Origin of the sequence: Nocardia yamanashiensis, assembly GCF_021183565.1 — a bacterium.
Taxonomy (GTDB): domain Bacteria; phylum Actinomycetota; class Actinomycetes; order Mycobacteriales; family Mycobacteriaceae; genus Nocardia; species Nocardia yamanashiensis.
The window spans coordinates 1,176,020-1,193,588 of record NZ_CP089226.1; the positions used below are offsets into that span (position 1 = coordinate 1,176,020).

Genomic DNA, 17,569 nt, shown 5'->3' on the forward strand with positions numbered 1-17,569 from the left:
GCATGGTTGTCACCGAGCGAGCAGGGGTTTCGGGGCGGATCGGCGGGGAGATTCGATTGACCGGTCGGTTCTTGCGGTATGACCTGTTCACCGGGGTGGTGCCGCCGTTGTGCATGACGATCGGGGTCGCCGTGTCCTCGGGGCGAACCGAGCGAATCGTCTTGGCCGTGCCCTATTTCCTGCTCTACCTGTACGGGTTCGTGGTCGGGAATCAGCTGGCGGGGGAGGCCGAGGATCGGATCAACAAACCGGATCGCCCATTGGTGCGCGGACTGGTTTCGCGGCGCGGCGCGTGGATTCGGCTGATCGTGGCGGAGTCGGCCTTCCTGGCTTACGGGCTATGGCTGGGGGTGGGTGTCTGGGCCGCCACCTGGGTGGCGGTCACCTTGCTGCACAACCAATTTCATTGGGCATGGCATTGGTGCGGCAAGGACCTGATCATGGGTATCGGGACGTTCGTACAGCTGGCCGCCGCATGGGAGATCGTGCGGCCCTTGAACGAGACCGGATGGCTGTGGTGCACGACGTTCGGGCTCGTCATGACCGTGCTGGTGCCGTTGCAGGATCTGCGTGACCAGCCCGGCGACGCCGCGGTGGGACGCCGGACCTTTCCGCTGGTATTCGGTGACCGTGCGACGAGATGGTTTGTGGCGGTGGGCTTCTCGCTGCTGCCCGCAGCAACCGCGGTGACGATCTACCGAGAGTCGGCGCATCCGGTAGCCGGTCTGGGGATTCAAGCGGTGGCACTGGCGATCTGCGGGGCGATCGCCGTCCGCGTGGTCACCTTGCGCCGCAGCCGCCAGGACCATCTGACCTATCGAATGTTCGGGTATTGGTACACCTGGACTCTCGCGTGCTCGTTTCTCGTTCTGTGAAGATGCCTTGGACCAAGGAGTCGGTATGAGCCTGGCAGCGGTCGACCGGATTCCCCTCGCGACGGGGTCCCGCCCGCTCGTCGGGCACGGCCTGGAACTGTTCCGAAACCCGGTGGGCCTGTTGTCCGCCCTGGCGAAGCAAGGACCGCTGTGCCGGATTCGGGTGGGCCCGCAGCACATCGTGGTCGCCACGGATATCGCCGCCGCCTGGCAGGTCTACCGCGATGACCGGACCTTCGACAAGGGCGGCCCGTTCTACGATCGCGCCCGCGAAATCGCCGGAAACGGTCTGGGCACTTGCCCTTACAGCGCACACCGCCGACAACGCCGACTGTGCCAGCCCGCGTTCAAAGCCGATCGGGTCGGCGCGTACACCCACCTGATGACCGGACCGATCGAGGAGATGGCCGCCGGCTGGACCGACGGGCAGACCATCGACATCGGCGCGGAACTGTCCGCGATGACGTTCGCGATCATCACCCGCACCATGTTCTCGACTTCCCTGTCCGAGAACGTGACCCGGCAACTGTCCGCCGACCTGCAAGCGCTCGGCAGCGGACTCTTCCGCCGGATGATCCTGCCGCCCGCACTCACTCGGCTGCCCGTACCACCCAATCGCCGATATACCGAAGCGGCACAACGAATGCGGCGGACGGCGGGCGAGGTGATCGCCGACCGGCTGCACAGCGGCGAGGATCGCGGCGACCTCATGTCGGCCCTGCTCCAGGCGAGCGCATCCGATCAGCAGCAAGGATGGCTGTCCGACGACGAACTGATCGACCAGATCTTCACCTTCTTCCTGGCCGGCGCCGACACCACCGCCGGCACCATGGCCTGGGCATTGCGACTGCTCGACCAGCACCCCGACGTGCGGCACCGAGTGCACAAAGAAGTCGACCAGGTCCTGGACGGCAAAACCCCTGTGACACAGCAGGTTCTGGCCGATCTACCCGAACTGCACCGCGTCATCGCCGAGACACTCCGGCTGTACCCGCCCGCCTGGCTGGTCACCAGGCTCGTCACCACGGACACCGACCTGGCGGGCTATCGCCTGCCGCCCGGAACCGCGGTCGCCTTGAGCCCGTACACGATTCACCGCGACCCCCACCATTACCCGAACCCCGACGAATTCGTGCCCGACCGCTGGCGCGACACCGAACCCGGCTCCGGCACCTATCTCCCCTTCGGCGCCGGCGCCCGCAATTGCATAGGCGAACGCTTCGGCCTGCTCGAGGTCGCGATGACCCTGGCGACCGTCACCCGCCGCTGGCGGCTCGCCGCAACGAGCCGCCCCGGCGCGGTCACGCTCGCCCAGATCCACGCCCCGAAAGGCCTGCGCATGCGAGCAACCCGCCGCGCGAATCACTCCACGACATAGCGCTGCAGCGTCACCGTGCTGAACTGCCTGGTCTCGACCAAGCGCAGCGGAATGCGCTTCTCCAGCGCCGGGAACATCGGCGTGCCGCCGCCGAGCAGCACCGGCGCGATATAGACCTGGTACTCGTCGATGAGATTGTGCGGTATCAGCGAGGCCGCCAGATCCGCGCCGCCGACCTCGATGACCCCGTCACCGTCCGCTTTGATCGCCCGCACTTCCTCGACCGCGTTGTCCCGCACCAGCCGGCTGTTCCAATGCACTTCCGGCAGGGTCCGCGAGAACACCACCTTCGGCTTGTTCGTCCACAGCTCCCCGAACTCCCGCATGATCGGCGAAGCGTCCGCGGGCACCGTCGGCCAGTAGTCGGCCATCAGCTCGTAGAGCCGCCGCCCGTGTATCCCGACCTCGAGTTCGCGATACCTGTCGTTGTGGAACTGGTGCAGTTCGTCATCCGGTTCGGTCCAGTCGATCCGGCCGTCCCGATCGTTGATGTAGCCGTCCAGAGACACGGTTATCCCGTAGATCAGTTTCCTCATGCTGGGTAGACCTCCTGGGCGCGCGAGATTCATCGGTTCGCGATGGGCGAACTCGCCGACGGCCCACCACCGCCGGCGAGCCGTGCCGGATCAGAGCGGGGTGACGTAGGCCCCGGAGATACCGCCGTCCACCAGGAACTGCGACGCGGTGATGAAAGAGGAGTCGTCACTGGCGAGGAAGGCCACGGCGGCGGCGATCTCCTCCGGTTCGGCGAAGCGACCGGTCGGGATGTGAACGAGGCGGCGAGCGGCCCGTTCGGGATCCTTGGCGAAGAGTTCTTGCAGCAGGGGCGTATTGACCGGGCCGGGGCACAGAGCATTGACGCGAATGCCCTGCCGCGCGAATTGCACGCCGAGCTCGCGGCTCATGGACAGCACCCCGCCCTTGGACGCGGTGTAGGAGATCTGAGACGTGGCCGCGCCCATGACGGCCACGAAGGACGCGGTATTGATGATCGAGCCCTTGCCCCGCTCGAGCATGTGCGCAATGGCGTACTTGCTGCACAGGTACACCGACGTGAGATTCACGTCCTGCACGCGCCGCCACGCCTCGAGCCCCGTGGTGAGAATGGAATCGTCGTCGGGCGGCGAGATTCCGGCATTGTTGAAGGCGATGTCGAGGCCGCCGTAGGCGTCCACCGCCGTCTGGAACATCGCCTCCACCTGGGTCTCGTCGGTGACGTCGACCTTGACGTACAGACCGCCGACCTCGGCCGCGGCGGCCTCGCCGGAAGTGGCGTCGATATCGGCGACGACGACTTTCGCGCCTTCGGCCGCGAATCGCCGGGCGGTGGCGAGGCCGATGCCGCTGCCGCCGCCGGTGATTACCGCGACCCGATCCTGTAAGCGCTGCAACGTATCTCCTTCTCGGGTTAGTCGGTGGCGATGAAGACGTTCTTGGTTTCGGTGAACGCGCGGGCCGCGTCGGGGCCGAGTTCGCGGCCGAGGCCGGACTGCTTGTAGCCGCCGAACGGGGTCCAATAGCGCACGGAGGAGTGCGAATTCACCGACAGATTGCCCGCTTCGACACCGCGGGCGACCCGCAGCGCGCGGCCCACATCGGAGGTCCAGATGGAGCCGGACAGCCCGTACTCGGAATCGTTGGCGATGCGCAGCGCATCGGCCTCGTCGTCGAACGGCAGCACCGCCACGACCGGGCCGAAGATCTCCTCGGTCAGCACCCGGTCCCGCGGCCCGGACGGCAGCACCACCGTCGGCGGGAACCAGAATCCGGGGCCTTCGGGACGTGTGCCGGTGAAGGCGATCTTCGTCGACGGCTCCAGGAACGAGGCGACCCGTTCGCGGTGCGCCGCGGAGATGAGCGGACCCATCTCGGTGTCCTGATCGCCCGGATCGCCGACCTTGACGCCCTGCACCGCCGGTTCGAGCAGCTCCAGGAAGCGATCGAAAACACTGCGCTGCACCAGGATTCGCGACCGCGCACAGCAGTCCTGCCCGGCATTGTCGAACACCCCGTACGGCGCGGTGGCGGCGGCCTTCTCGATATCGGCGTCCGCGAACACGATATTGGCGCTCTTGCCGCCCAATTCGAGGGTCACCCGCTTCACCTGTTCGGCGCAGCCGGCCATGATCTGCTTGCCGACTTCGGTGGACCCGGTGAACACCACCTTGCGCACCGCGGGATGGGTGACGAACCGCGCCCCGACCACCGAACCGCGCCCGGGAATCACCTGGAAGACGTGCTCCGGCAGGCCCGCTTCCAGGGCCAGCTCACCCAGCCGGATGGCGGTCAGCGGGGTCAGCTCGGCGGGCTTGAGCACCACCGTGTTCCCGGCCGCCAGCGCGGGCCCGAAACCCCACGCCGCGATCGGCATCGGGAAGTTCCAGGGCACGATGATGCCGATCACGCCCAGCGGTTCGCAGAAGGTGACGTCCACGCCCCCGGCGACCGGAATCTGATTGCCCAGCAGGCGTTCCGGCATCCCGGCGCTGTAGTGCAGCACATCGCGCACATTGCCCGCCTCCCACCGCGCATTGCCGATGGTGTGGCCGGCGTTGCGCACCTCGAGCTCCGCGAGCCGCTCCAGGTCGGCGTCCACCGCCTCGGCGAACCGCCGCAGCAGCCGCGCCCGATCACCCGGCGCGACGGCCCGCCAGCCCGGCAGCGCCCGCTGCGCCCGTTCGATGGCGGCGTCCGTCGCGGCCGCGTCGGCCGCTGCGACGGTCGCCACCAGCTCTTCGGTCGCCGGATTGAACACCTGCGTCACCGATTCCGCTCCCTTCCATAGTTTTCCGCCTGCTCCACCAGCGCCGACATGAGCCGGTGGTCGGTCGCGTTCTCCTCCGGATGCCATTGCACGCCGACCAGGAACGGTCCCTCGCTGGTCTCGGCGGCTTCGACGGTGCCGTCGGGCGCGTGCGCCGACACCACCAGTCCGGCCGCCAGTTCATCGATGGCCTGATGGTGATGGCAGTGCGCGTCCAGTTCCGGTCCGGCGATGGCCGCCACCCGGCTGCCCGGCACCGTCGTGACGGTCGTGACCCCGAAGACTCCCGGCGCGCGCCCGTGCCCGGTGTGCCCCAGCACGTCCGGCAGATGCTGCACCAGCGTCCCGCCGAGCGCCACATTCACCAATTGCAGTCCGCGGCACACCGCCAGCACCGGCATCCCGGCTTTCCGCGCCAGCTCGAACAGCGAGAATTCGAATTCGTCGCGATCCGGCCGGGTGCCCTTGGTCGCCGGATGCGGTTGCGCGTGATACCGCGCCGGTTCCAGGTCCGCCCCGCCGGTCAGCACCAGCCCGTCGAGGCGTTCCAGTAATTCCGGCCGCGCAATACCCATGGGCGGCAGCAGGACCGGAATTCCCCCGGCGCGCTCGACCATATCCGGATAGGTGCGCGGCAGCACCGCGGCGTCCACGTCCCAATGCCCGAACCGGGTGCGTTCGGCATAGGTCGGCAGCCCGATCACCGGCCGCCGCCGCATTTCAGAGTCGTTCGAAGCCACGTACCCGCTCCCAGTCGGTCACCGCGGCGTCGTAGGCATCCAATTCCACCTGCGCCGCATTCCGGTAATGCCGCACCACTTCCTCGCCGAACGCCTTGCGCGCGATCTTGCTCTCGCCGAACAATTCCGCCGCTTCCCGCAGCGTACGCGGGACGCGCGGGCGCTGCGAGCGATAGGCGTTGCCGTGGAATTCCGGTTCCAGCGGCAGCTGCTGTTCGATGCCGTGCAGCCCGGCCGCGATGGTCGCCGCCACCGCCAGATAGGGGTTGACGTCCCCGCCCGGCACCCGGTTCTCCAGGCGCAGCCCAGCCCCGTGCCCGACCACGCGCAGCGCGCAGGTCCGATTGTCCTGGCCCCAGGCGACGGCGGTCGGCGCGAAACTGCCTTCCTGGAAACGTTTGTAGGAATTGATGTTCGGCGCCAGAAAATAGGTGAACTCGCGCAGGCAATCCAGCTGGCCGGCGATGAAATGCCGGAACAGTTCCGAGGGGCCGTCGCCGTCGCTGAACACCGGCTCGCCCGCGGCATTGCGGAAACTCATGTGGATATGGCACGAATTGCCCTCACGTTCATTGTATTTCGCCATGAACGTGATACTGCGGCCCTCCTGCGCCGCGATCTCCTTGGCCCCGGTCTTGTAGATACTGTGATTGTCACAGGTGACCAGCGCCTCGTCGTAGCGGAAGGCGATCTCGTGCTGGCCCGGATTGCATTCACCCTTGGCCGATTCCACGTACATGCCCGCGCCGTCCATCTCGTTGCGGATGCGGCGCAGCAGCGGCTCGATGCGCGCGGTGCCGAGCATCGAATAGTCGACGTTGTATTGATTGGCCGGTGTCAGCGACCGGTATCCGTCGTTGAACGCCGCCTCGTAACTGTCGTCGAACACCAGGAATTCGAGCTCGGTCCCGACATAGGCGTACAGCCCGTGCTCGGCGAGCCGGTCCAGTTGCGCGCGCAGCACCTGCCGCGGCGAGGCCACCACCGGTTTCGCCTCGGCCCCCACCTGTTCCACATCGCACAGCACCAGGGCGGTGCCCGGCCACCACGGCACCAGGCGCAGCGTGCTCACGTCGGGGCGCAGTACGAAGTCCCCGTACCCGGTGTCCCAGGACGACATGGCGAACCCGTCCACGGTGGCCATCTCCACATCCACCGCGAGCAGATAGTTACAGGCCTCGGTGGCGTGGTTCAGCACCTCGTCGACGAAAAACCGTGCCGAGCAACGTTTTCCCTGCAATCTGCCCTGCATGTCGGTCATGGCGACCAGGACCGTGTCCAGCATTCCCGCCTCGACCCGCTGCACCAGATCGGCAACGGTCAGCATCCCGGTTCGCATCAAGGGCCCCTCTCGACGGCAACTCGCTCACGCTAAGCGAACCGGGGGCCGCACGTGTCCGAATCGGCCAGGAGTCTCCCGGCGGGTCGCAGTTCGGCTGCCGCGATCCGTGCGCGTGTCGCGCGTCCGGGCGTTCACAGGTTCGGGTGGTAGGGTCCTGCACCCGGATGAGGGCGATCGGTCGGTTGTGCCGGGTGGGCCGCGGGCGATCGCCGGAGAGTGTGGCGTAGGAGGGTTCGGTTCTGTTGCAGGGCAATGCTTTCCGGGGTGAGTCGGCTGGTGGAGGGAACGATCGGCGCGGAGGCGGGGGTGCGCGCCGCCGGGGCGCGCATCGGCGGCCGTCGGCGCTGAGCCGGTTGCGTGGGCGAGCGGTCATGGCGGCCGTGGCCGCGGGCGCCGCCGTGGCGGCGGTGCAGGCCGGGTTGCAGGAGCATGCGGCCGAAGCCGAGATCCATACCGCGGCACAGGAGATCGCGGCCGTGCCGCAGTCCAGCGCGGCCGGGACCGACGCGCACTTCCCGGAGATCCTCGACGCCGCACCGGTCGAGGACCTCGCCCAGTTCCAGGACATCCTGCGCAATGGCGAGCATTTCGCCGCCGACGACCAGGCGCGCGCCGAGGCGGGATTGCGCCCGCTGTTCACCAAATTCGCCCAAGGCGTCTTCACCTCGGGTTTCGGAGCCCGCTGGGGCGTGGAACATCTGGGCGTCGACGTGGCCGCCCCGATCGGTACGCCCATCTACGCGGTCGAGGACGGCCGCGTGATCAGCGCCGGACCCGCTTCCGGATTCGGTATGTGGGTGCGGCTGCTGCACGACGACGGCACCATCACCGTCTACGGGCACGTCGATACCGCCACGGTATCCGTCGGACAGCGAGTTCTGGCGGGCGACCAGATCGCCACGGTCGGCAACCGCGGCTTCTCCACCGGCCCGCACTGCCATTTCGAAGTCTGGCTGAACGGCGCGAACAAGGTCGACCCGCTGCCCTGGCTCGCCAGCCGCGGCATTTCCCTGGGCCCCGAACGGGACTGACCAGCCCGCACCCGCACGACCCGGCCCGCCAGTACCTGTCAGGTTCGCCCTCTCAGCACGCGTAATGCGCGTTGACGCCGTCCTGCCCCGTGTAGTTCGGCCCGGCATGATCGTCCGCGCCCAGGTAGGCGAATTCCCAGTGTGGTATGCCGTGCCCGTCCCGTGCGATGCGCCGGTTCCGGGAGTCGTATCGGAACCCGTTGTCCCGCAGGGCGGCGTTCAGTTTCCGGCCGATCGGCGATCCGTCCGCGCACAGTACCGAGGCGGTGTCGAAGTTGGCGGTGAACCGGCCGTCGGCGGTCAGCCAGGACGCGATCCGGCTCAGCGCTCCCAGTTTGTCGCCCACGTAGTGCAGTACGTGAACGCCGGTCACGAGATCCATCGGCCGGTCCGGCGCATAGTCGAGAACCGAGCCGATCACCAGCTCGACGCCCGGCCGCGCCGCCCCGTGGAAGTAGCCCACCAGATCCAATCCGATGATCTCGGCTCGCCCGGAGAGTGTTTCGGCCGCCTCGAACAGCGCCAGCCCGCTGCCGCATCCCACATCCAGCCAGCGCTGTGGTCCCGGGCGCGCGGCCAGCCAGGCCACCGGATCGAACCCCAGCTCGCGGCGGTAACCGGCCAGCCGCCGTTCCCGGTTCATCTCGGAATTGGCCACCACCGCAGACTGTTCCAGACCGGCGTCATCGAGCAATTCGTGCACTCGACCATCTTGCCCGCCCGTCTCGATTGCGCAGTGAACCGGGGATTGGGGGAGAGGCGGTGAAGCCACCGGTCGGACTTGTCCGCTCGTACGGTGTCTAGTGCAACTGAAGGCTCGTGGCCTCGTAACCTGCTGGCATGACTTCGATTCCACCGTCGATGATCACCCTGCCGGACTGTCCCGTCGGCGTCGCCGAATACGGCAGTTCGATGGGTGAACCGGTGATGTTCTGTCATGGATTGCCCGGATCGCATGTGGAGGCAGCGGCTTTCGACGAGGCGGCCGCCGCCGCGGGTATGCGGATCATCGCGATCGACCGGCCGGGTATCGGCGCGTCGCCGCTGGCGCGCCGCGAACGGGTGGCCGATTGGTCCGGAACGGTCGCGGCGGTGGCCGATCAGCTCGGGCTGGATCGTTTTGCGGTACTGGGTGTTTCCGGCGGCGGCCCGTACGCGCTGGCCTGCGCGTACGGGCTGCCCGAGCGGGTCACGGCGACGGTGCTGGTCAGCGCACCGGCCCCGTTCGATCACGAGGCCGCCGCGTCGGGTGAGAGCGCCCGCCAGCGCGGTATCGGATTGCGATTGATGCACCGGTTCCCGTTCCTCGCCCGCCCGGTCGCGGCACGCATGTCCACGCTGGTCCGCAAGCCGAGCGGGCTCGCGGCCCTGATCGCCCAGATGGCCCCGGTCGACCGGACCCGGCTCGAAGATCCCGCCTTGGCCGCCGAACTCGAGGCCAATCTGACTCAGGCTTTCGCGAGCGGCAGTCGCGGCGTGGCGGTGGACACGCTGCTGTTGTTCGCACGCCCGTGGGGCTTCGATCTGGCGGATATCACTGTGCCCGTGCACATCTGGCACGGCGACGCCGACAACAATGTCCCGGTCGGCGACGGCCGGCAGCTGGCGGCGGCGCTGCCGAATCACACCCTGAACATCGTGGCGGGCGCGGGGCATCTGATGTTCGTCGATCATGCCGCCGCCATCCTGAACTCGATCCGCGCCGGCGAGACGCGCGGCTAAGCGGAATAGGCCGGCCAGTCCGACAGCGTGCGATGCAGCGCGTCGACGAGATGCGGCCAGGTGTCGTCGGTGGCACGCGAGTGGGCGAATCCACCGGCGGCCTCCAGGGTCGCGAAACCGTGAAAGGTGCTGCGCAGCAGGCGCGCCGCGTCCAGGGCCTCGGCATCGCCGAGGTGATAGCCGCGCAGGATGGCGGTGGTCAATTCGATACTGCGCAGCAAGGCGGGCTCCCCGGCCACCTCGGCCGGATCCATCCGAATCTGGGTGGCCGCGTAGCGCTCCGGATACTCCAGGACGTACCCGCGATACGCTCCGGCGAAGGCCACCAGCGCCTCCCGCCCCGACCGTCCCGCCACCGCCGCGCCGATCCGATCGTTGAGTTCCGCGCTCGCCAGCAGCGCCACCTTCACCCGCAGGTCGTGCAGATTCCGGACGTGGACGTACAGGCTCGGATCCTTCACCCCGAACTTGCGGGCGACCGCGGACAGCGTCAGCTTCTCGAAGCCGATCTCGTCGGCCAGCGCGGCCGCGGCGGCGACGACCCGCTCGGTGCTCAAACCTGCCCGGGGCGACATGCCCACCTCCCTGCGATGACTAGGCCGAAACCTAATCATCGTAGGTCATGGCTGCTGCGGCGCCTGGATCTGCTTGTGCAGGAGCGGCAGCGATTCGGTGGCCGGGCCTTCCAGGAGGGTGCCGTCGGCGGCGAACCGGGAACCGTGCAGCGGGCAATCCCAGGACTGCTCGGCGGCATTCCAGCGGACGATGCCGTACAGGTGCGGGCAGACCGCCGAGAGCTGGGTCGTCACCCCGCCGACCGTGCAGGTCGCGGTGGGCCGCAGCAGGCGGCGTTCGACCCGGCCGCAGCCCTCCGGCGGCGGGACGTCGTCGGCCGCGGTGCGGGCCAGGCGGATCCAGCCGGTCGAAAGACTCCGCGCGACAGCGGCATTGGTGGTCACGGCATGGGGGAGCGAAGCCAGATCGGAGCGCCGCCAGGAGGCCAGCACCGGCGACCATTCGGGCGGCTTGCCGGTCAGGCGGCCGGACAGCGCGAGGGCGGCGGCGATCGCATTGGTCATGCCCCACTTGGCGTACCCGGTGCCGACCAGAATGCCGTTCACGCCCGGCAGGATCGGGCCGACATAGGGCAGTTCGCCGGTGGGCTCGTAATCCTGGGCCGACCAGTTCGTGATCGGCTCGATCGACGGGAACCAATGACGGGTCCACTCGATCAGATCGTTCACGCACTCCTCGGTGTGCGTCTCGCGGCCCACCACATGACCATTGCCGCCGACCAGCAGGATGTCGCCGTCCGGATCGGGGACGTAGCGCAGCGACCGGGTGGGCTCGCCCGCGCTGAGATACATGCCGTGCGGCAGCGGATCGGTGGTGCGGAAGGCGGCCAGATACGACCGCTGCGGAATCAGGCGCGCGAAGAAACCGCCGCGATCCAGAATCGGTGTGCCGGTGGCCAATACGACCGTCTCGGCGTGCAACGGGCCGTGCTCGGTATCGACGACGTGATCGCCGCCCCGGCCGAACCCGACGCCCAGCACGCGGCTCGACTCGTAGATCGGCACGCCCCGGGCCTCGATATCGGCGGCCAGCATGGACAGCAGCCCCATCGGATTCAACTGGGCCTGCCCGGCCAGCCGGACCGCGCCGAACGACGGGAACGGCGTGTCGATCCGCTCCAGATACTCGACCGGCAGCCCGGCCGCACGCAGCACCTCGTGCTCGGCGCGTACCGAACCCACCTCGCTCTCGGCCTGTGCGTAGGTGAGCGCGTCGGCCATCTGGAAGGGGATGTCGTTCGCCTCGCAGTAGGTGAGCAGCCACTGCTGGGCCGCCGCATTGGCGTCCAGATACTGCCGCAGCGCCGCGCCGGAATGCCGCTCCCGGATCCGCTGTGCGCGAACACCCTGCAGCAGCGACACTTTCGCGGTGGTCGCGCCGGTCGTGCCGTCGCCGATGCGCCGGGCCTCGACCACCGCCACCCGCACCCCGCTCTGGGCCAGCAGCAATGCGGTCGTCAGCCCGGTCAATCCCGCGCCCACCACGACCACGTCGAAACGCAGCCCGGGCGTCACGGGTAGCCGGGCCGGGGTCGGGGTGTCGATCAACCACAGTGATGTCATAGCTCGGCCATAACCATCGCGGTGCGCCCGAAACGCCTACCTTGGTTTCATGATCATCGAATACCTCCGGTACCGGATTCCCGCCGACCGGGCCGCCGGCTTCGAAACGGCGTATTCCCGTGCGGCACAGCAGCTCGCGGCGGCGCCCGAATGCGTGGACTACGAGCTGGCGCGTTCGGTGGACGAACCCGGATGTTTCATCCTGCGCATCACCTGGACCTCCGCGCAGGATCATCTGAAGGGTTTCCGGGAGGGGGAGCATTTCCCGCCGTTCCTGGCCGAGATCGAGCCGTATATCGAGCACCTCGAGGAGATGCGGCACTACGAGCGGACCCCGGTGCACGGCACCGGCGGTTCGGTGCCGACCCTTTATGAATGGGCCGGCGGGGCCGAGGCGTTCGATCGCCTGACCGACGTCTTCTATCGCAAGGTGCACGCCGACGAGCTGATCGGGCCGCTGTTCGCGCACATGAACCCGGACCATCCGCACTTCGTGGCGCTGTGGCTCGGCGAGGTGCTGGGCGGCCCGGCCGCCTACAGCGCCGAACGCGGCGACTACCGGCACATGGTCTCCGCGCACCTCGGCAAGCACATCGCCGAACCGCAGCGCCGCCGCTGGATCAACCTGCTCATGGACGCCGCCGACGAAGTGGGACTGCCCGCCGATCCGGAATTCCGCGCCGCCTTCGCCTCCTATATCGAATGGGGCACCCGGCTGGCCGTGATCAACTCCGCGCCGGGCGTGGAAGCCTACGACGCGCCGATCCCGCACTGGGGCTGGGGCGTGACGCCGCCGTACCGCGGCTGACCCCCGCCTGATTGACTCGGGGGCATGAGCCTTTCCGCGCACCTCGAGAAACTGGGACGCCCCCTGGTCGACCAGCAGCTCGCCCACCCCACCGTGGCCGGCATCGCCACGGGCGAGCTGCCGGAACCGATCTTCCGGTCCTGGCTGGAACAGGACTACCTGTTCCTGCTCGACTATGTGCGCGTGTTCTCCCGCCTGGCCTGGCAGGCGCCGGCGGCGCACCTGGGCGATCTGGTGGACCTGGCGCACGCCACCTTCCACGACGAGCTGTCGCTGCACCGTTCCCTGGCCGCGGAATTCGGGGCCGACCTGGACGGCGCGGTGAAAGGCGAACCGTGCCGGGCGTATACGGCGTTCCTGCTCGATGCCGCCGCCTCGTACACCGACGGCCTCGCCGCCCTGTACCCGTGCATGTGGGGCTATTCCACGCTGGGCAAGCTACTGGCCGAGGACCTTCCCGACGACCCGCGCTACCGCCGCTGGATCGACACCTATTCCGATCCCGGCTTCGCCGCGCTGACCCGCCGCTGCGCCCAGATGCTCGACGAATCGGACGCCAATCCCGTTCGCGCCGAACGCTTCTTTCTCGAAGGCATGGGCCACGAACTGGCCTTCTGGGATGTGCCCGCCTGATCGAGCTAGCGCGGGCCGACCCGCACGTAGTCGAAGGTGCGGCTCTGCCGATCCAGTGCGGTGAACGAGCTCACCACCGAACTCGGCGCGTCGCAATGGAACGTGGTGCTCTTGAAAGCCTGTGTGGCGCTTTCGGGCTGGGGCCCCTCGGTGCCGAAGTCCGACATGGTCACGGCGGACAGGAAGCCGCCGGACGGAACCACCGCGTAGGGCCCGGTCCCGGTGCCGTGTTCGGCGCTGCTGAAGGTCAGCCCGCCGTTGCCGTCGAACACCAGCGAATTGGACGGCTCGTTCGCCACGGTGAACTCGCCCCCGAAATCGGTGAGGCTGGTCCCGCAGGTCGCGGCGCTGGACGGGGCCATGCCCGTCACGGCCGCGGCCGCGACGACCACGAAGGCGGTGAGCGCGGCGGTTTTCGGCGATGCTGCGGAAATCATGTGCGTCCCTCCCGGATCCGAACGATGGTCGATGCGGTCGCGCGCCCCCACTGAACCGCACCTGGCCCACGCGCCGGGAGCCGACACGCCGGACCGTTACCGAGGTGAGGGCGTATCGAGGAACCCGTTGATCAGCGGCAGCAGCAGATCGGGCCGGTACATGAGGTCGTAGTGGGTGGTGCCGGGCACGATCTGCAGCGCGGTCTTGCTGATCCGTGCGGCCAGATCCTCCGAATGCGGGCGCAGCACGGCGTCGTTCTCGGCATTGATCACCAGCGCCCGGGCCTTGACGGCCGCGAGATCCGTTGTCCAGTCGTAGTTCTCGCCCAGCAGCTGCCGCGTCTTGGTGACCAGCGCGGTCCAGCCGGCCGGATCGGGAGCGGCCTGGACGTACATCTCGTGCAAGGGCGTGGCTTGCATGGCGACCGGATCCATGGCGGCCATGCCCGCACGCGATTCCGCCGACCAGCCGTCGCTGCGGAAGGTTGCGGAGGTGACGATCAGGCGGTTCACCGCATCCGGATGCCGGGCGCTCAGTTGCAGCGCGACGCCGCCGCCGAGCGAGTAGCCGAAGACATCCGCTTTGCCGAGGTTCAAATGGGTGATCAGGCCGGCGATATCGTCGGCCATCGATTCGAACCGCATCGGGCGGTCGGCGTCCGGGGTGTGCCCGTGCGCCTGCAGGTCGACGGTGATGACCTTGCGGGTCTTGGCGAGCTCGGGCACGTACGCGGCGAAGGTGGAGTCGGCCGCGACCAGACCGCCGTGTAACAGGATGATCGGATCGCCGGTGCCCTGGACGGTGTAGAAGAGCCGCACATTGTTGACGTTCGCGTAGAAACCCTTGCCGTCGGCGCTCGGGGCGTCCGCGGCGGCCTTCTGCGTGCTGGAGACGCTCGCCGCCTGGTCTCCGGCGCTGTCGCAACCTGCGCTCAGCAAGCTCGAAACCGCTAGTGCCGCAACAATACTCACTGTCTTGATGGTGTTGTTCATGTCTCCGCCTTCGCGTCTTCGGGGTACATCCATCCAGACGGCGCAGGCGCGCAGAACTAATCGGACACTTGGCCAAACTACTGTGGGGTAGGTCACAGTTCGATAAGGGTTCGCCTCATCTGTTCCGAAAACCCTTTTCAGATTCTTTGCCGGTTCTTTACGATTACCGACGGTCCGCTACCGCGGACGATCTTCACAGCGTCGTGCTCTCACAGCCTCGCCCGCCGCTCGCTCTCGATGCCAGTACATGTTGACCGATGAACCGGGCGGACTCCGTCCGGCGAAGGAGAGATATGTCCACCGACACCGATCAGCCTCCACGGACGTCGCTTCCCGGACTCCCGGCTCTGGTGCGCCACGATCTGCCCGCCTCGCTCGTGGTCTTCCTGGTTTCTTTACCTTTGTCGATCGGCATCGCCGTTGCCGCCGGAGCGCCGGTCGCCGCGGGGCTGATCGCCGCCGTGGTGGGCGGGGTGGTGGCCGGCCTGCTCGGCGGCTCGACCCTGCAGGTCAGCGGGCCCACCGCCAGCCTCACCGTGGTGGTCGCGGAATCCATCAACCAATTCGGCTGGGCCGCGACCTGTTTCATCACCGTGCTGGCGGGCGGGCTGCAGATCCTGTTCGGGCTGAGCCGGATCGCGCGCGGGGCCCTCGCGATCGCGCCGGTGGTGGTGCACGCCATGCTGGCCGGCATCGGCGTGGTGATCGCGCTGCAGCAGGTGCACGTACTGCTGGGCGGCAACTCGCTCAGCTCCTCGTGGGACAGCATCACCGGCCTGCCGCATCAGCTGGCCTCGGTACGGCCGGGCGACCTGTTCGTCGGGCTGCTGGTGATCGTCATCATGGTCGGCTGGCGGCGGCTGCCCGCACCGGTGCGCATGGTGCCCGCGGCGCTGGTGGCCGTGCTGGTCGCCACGCTGCTCGCGCTGGTGCTGCCCACCTCCGTGGAGCACATCACCCTGAACGGGTCGCTGCTGGACGAACTGCGGCTGCCGCAGGTGCCCGGCGGCGGCTGGGCGACGGTGGCGCTGATGGCCGTCACCATCGCGCTCATCGCCAGCGTGGAGACCCTACTATCGGCCGTGGCGGTGGACCGGTTGCGTCAGAACTCTTCGCGCCGAACGGATCTGGATCGCGAGTTGCTCGCGCAGGGCTCGGCCAATATGGTCTCCGGCCTGATCGGCGGCCTGCCGATCGCGGCGGTCATCGTGCGCAGCATCACCAATGTCAAAGCGGGAGCGCACGGTAAGGCCTCGACCATGCTGCACGGGCTGTGGATCCTGCTGTTCTCGGTGGCGCTGGTCGGCGTGGTCCGGCAGATCCCGAAGGCGGCGCTGGCGGGGCTGCTCATCGTGGTCGGCATCCAGCTGATCAAGCTCGCGCACATCCGATTGGCAAAGCGCACCGGCGATCTCGTGGTGTACGCCGCCACTATCACCGTGGTGGTGTTCTGGAATCTGTTGCTGGGCATGCTCGTCGGGCTCGCACTGGCCGGCGCGCTGCTGCTGTGGCGGGTGGTGCGGGTCTCGGTGATCGCCGAACCGGTCGAGGCGGGGCGCTGGCGCGTCACCGTCGACGGCACCTGCACTTTCCTTGCGCTGCCGCGACTTTCGGCCGAACTGGCCAAGGTGCCCACCGGCGCGGACGTCACCATCGAGATGACGGTGGACTTCCTCGATCACGCCGCCTGCGACGCCATCGAGGAATGGGTGCGCCAGCATCGCCTCGACGGCGGCGAGGTGCAGTTCGTCGAGATGGGCACCGCGCGCATGGCCGGCGCCGCCGACGCCCCGCCCGCGCGCGGGCACTCCCGGCACATGCTCGACGAGGTGCTGGGCCCGTGGCGGCGCACCGCCGCGCACGTGGACCCGATCACCGCGGGCATCGCCGCCTATCACCGCAGCCACGCGCATGTCATGCGCCCGCACCTGGGCGTACTGCGCGACGGTCAGGAACCGGATTCGCTCTTCGTCACCTGCGCCGACTCCCGCATCGTGCCGAACGTGATCACCAATTCCGGGCCGGGCGACCTGTTCACCGTGCGCAATGTCGGCAATCTGATTCCCGCCGACCGGCAGGACTCCTCCATGGAGGCCGCGCTCATCTACGCCTTGGACAAGCTGGATGTGCGCTCGGTGGTGGTGTGCGGTCATTCCTCTTGCGGCGCAATGGAAGCCCTGCACGCCGAAGCCGTCACCGGTTCGGGGCTGGACGACTGGCTCGCCCTCGCGCGCCCCAGTCTGGAGCGCTTCCGGCTCGGGCATCCGGTGGCGCGGGCGGCCGCGGCGGCCGGATTCGGGCCGGTCGATCAGCTCGGCATGGTGAACGTGGCCGTGCAGCTGGAGACGCTCTACTCGCATCCGGTGGTGCGGCGCGGCGTCGACGAGCGCGGCGTGGTGCTCTCGGGCCTGTTCTTCGATATCGCGACCGCCCGAGTGGTGGAGGTCACTGTGGCCGGAATCGCCGAGATCGATGACGCCCGGCGGCCGGTCGCGGCGCTCCCGGCCTGATGGGCGCGATTTCCTGAGCCTTGTGAAGGATGCTTGGCGAGTCTTTCACCAAGGCGTAACATTCAAGCACGCTTTTTCTCAGCCTTTGCTAAGTCTTTACTCTTAGCCTGGCTCCACTCGTCCGGTGAGTTCTGTGGACAGTGCCGTCCACAGTGTCAATTCGATGCCCGCAGTACATGTTCGACATCTTCCGGAGCC

17 protein-coding genes are annotated in these 17,569 nt (G+C 68.1%); 7 read left to right on the forward strand and 10 right to left on the reverse strand.

Annotation, left to right across the window (positions count from 1 at the left end; all coding sequences use genetic code 11):
- Window positions 1–2: 2 nt before the first annotated feature.
- Both LTV02_RS05575 and LTV02_RS05580 read left to right on the forward strand, forming a co-directional pair.
- A complete protein-coding gene (locus LTV02_RS05575) occupies window positions 3–875 on the forward strand; it encodes a UbiA family prenyltransferase (RefSeq protein ID WP_233038825.1) in 873 nt (290 codons plus the stop codon).
- A gap of 25 nt (window positions 876–900) precedes the next feature.
- Complete coding sequence (locus LTV02_RS05580) at window positions 901–2,253, forward strand: cytochrome P450 (protein ID WP_233038826.1); 1,353 nt, start codon at window positions 901–903, stop codon at window positions 2,251–2,253.
- Here the strand turns inward: LTV02_RS05580 and LTV02_RS05585 are convergent.
- The 5 genes from LTV02_RS05585 to LTV02_RS05605 form a co-directional block, all read right to left on the reverse strand.
- Window positions 2,238–2,789: a dihydrofolate reductase family protein gene (locus tag LTV02_RS05585; protein WP_233038827.1), complete on the reverse strand. Its 552-nt coding sequence runs from the start codon at window positions 2,787–2,789 to the stop codon at window positions 2,238–2,240. The genes LTV02_RS05580 and LTV02_RS05585 overlap by 16 nt on opposite strands.
- 90 nt (window positions 2,790–2,879) lie before the next feature.
- Window positions 2,880–3,644, reverse strand: a complete 765-nt coding sequence (locus tag LTV02_RS05590) for a 3-oxoacyl-ACP reductase (protein WP_233038828.1) — start codon at window positions 3,642–3,644, stop codon at window positions 2,880–2,882.
- Window positions 3,645–3,661: 17 nt separating this feature from the next.
- Window positions 3,662–5,017, reverse strand: a complete 1,356-nt coding sequence (locus LTV02_RS05595) for an aldehyde dehydrogenase family protein (protein WP_408639335.1) — start codon at window positions 5,015–5,017, stop codon at window positions 3,662–3,664.
- On the reverse strand, window positions 5,014–5,757 hold the full coding sequence (locus LTV02_RS05600; RefSeq protein WP_332909560.1) for a gamma-glutamyl-gamma-aminobutyrate hydrolase family protein: 744 nt from the start codon (window positions 5,755–5,757) through the stop codon (window positions 5,014–5,016). The genes LTV02_RS05595 and LTV02_RS05600 overlap by 4 nt, the downstream gene beginning before the upstream one ends.
- On the reverse strand, window positions 5,738–7,096 hold the full coding sequence (locus tag LTV02_RS05605; protein WP_233038829.1) for a glutamine synthetase family protein: 1,359 nt from the start codon (window positions 7,094–7,096) through the stop codon (window positions 5,738–5,740). The genes LTV02_RS05600 and LTV02_RS05605 overlap by 20 nt, the downstream gene beginning before the upstream one ends.
- 374 nt (window positions 7,097–7,470) lie before the next feature.
- Here LTV02_RS05605 and LTV02_RS05610 point away from each other — a divergent pair, with 374 nt between their 5' ends.
- The gene (locus LTV02_RS05610; protein WP_408639336.1) at window positions 7,471–8,130 is read left to right on the forward strand and encodes a M23 family metallopeptidase; all 660 of its coding nucleotides are present in this window, start codon (window positions 7,471–7,473) and stop codon (window positions 8,128–8,130) included.
- Window positions 8,131–8,182: 52 nt separating this feature from the next.
- Here the strand turns inward: LTV02_RS05610 and LTV02_RS05615 are convergent, their stop codons facing one another.
- Window positions 8,183–8,833 (reverse strand): class I SAM-dependent methyltransferase, encoded by a 651-nt coding sequence (locus LTV02_RS05615; RefSeq protein WP_233038830.1) that lies wholly within the window; start codon window positions 8,831–8,833, stop codon window positions 8,183–8,185.
- A gap of 137 nt (window positions 8,834–8,970) precedes the next feature.
- Between LTV02_RS05615 and LTV02_RS05620 the strand changes: the two genes are divergently transcribed.
- Window positions 8,971–9,852 (forward strand): alpha/beta fold hydrolase, encoded by an 882-nt coding sequence (locus LTV02_RS05620; RefSeq protein WP_233038831.1) that lies wholly within the window; start codon window positions 8,971–8,973, stop codon window positions 9,850–9,852.
- Here LTV02_RS05620 and LTV02_RS05625 read toward each other — a convergent pair.
- Together LTV02_RS05625 and LTV02_RS05630 are read right to left on the reverse strand one after the other, a co-directional pair.
- Complete coding sequence (locus tag LTV02_RS05625; RefSeq protein ID WP_233038832.1) at window positions 9,849–10,427, reverse strand: TetR/AcrR family transcriptional regulator; 579 nt, start codon at window positions 10,425–10,427, stop codon at window positions 9,849–9,851. The genes LTV02_RS05620 and LTV02_RS05625 overlap by 4 nt on opposite strands.
- 45 nt (window positions 10,428–10,472) lie before the next feature.
- A complete protein-coding gene (locus LTV02_RS05630; protein ID WP_233038833.1) occupies window positions 10,473–11,990 on the reverse strand; it encodes an FAD-dependent oxidoreductase in 1,518 nt (505 codons plus the stop codon).
- A 49-nt stretch (window positions 11,991–12,039) separates the two neighbouring features.
- Here LTV02_RS05630 and LTV02_RS05635 point away from each other — a divergent pair, with 49 nt between their 5' ends.
- Together LTV02_RS05635 and LTV02_RS05640 are read left to right on the forward strand one after the other, a co-directional pair.
- Window positions 12,040–12,798, forward strand: coding sequence for a group II truncated hemoglobin (locus LTV02_RS05635; protein ID WP_233038834.1), 759 nt, complete (start codon window positions 12,040–12,042; stop codon window positions 12,796–12,798).
- 24 nt (window positions 12,799–12,822) lie between these two features.
- Entirely contained in the window at window positions 12,823–13,431 is a 609-nt protein-coding gene (locus LTV02_RS05640; protein WP_233038835.1) for a TenA family protein, read from the forward strand.
- A gap of 5 nt (window positions 13,432–13,436) precedes the next feature.
- Here the strand turns inward: LTV02_RS05640 and LTV02_RS05645 are convergent, their stop codons facing one another.
- On the reverse strand, window positions 13,437–13,868 hold the full coding sequence (locus LTV02_RS05645) for a hypothetical protein (protein ID WP_233038836.1): 432 nt from the start codon (window positions 13,866–13,868) through the stop codon (window positions 13,437–13,439).
- 96 nt (window positions 13,869–13,964) lie between these two features.
- The gene (locus tag LTV02_RS05650; protein WP_233038837.1) at window positions 13,965–14,807 is read right to left on the reverse strand and encodes an alpha/beta fold hydrolase; all 843 of its coding nucleotides are present in this window, start codon (window positions 14,805–14,807) and stop codon (window positions 13,965–13,967) included.
- A gap of 347 nt (window positions 14,808–15,154) precedes the next feature.
- Between LTV02_RS05650 and LTV02_RS05655 the strand changes: the two genes are divergently transcribed.
- A complete protein-coding gene (locus tag LTV02_RS05655) occupies window positions 15,155–17,371 on the forward strand; it encodes a SulP family inorganic anion transporter (protein ID WP_233038838.1) in 2,217 nt (738 codons plus the stop codon).
- Window positions 17,372–17,569: the final 198 nt, after the last annotated feature.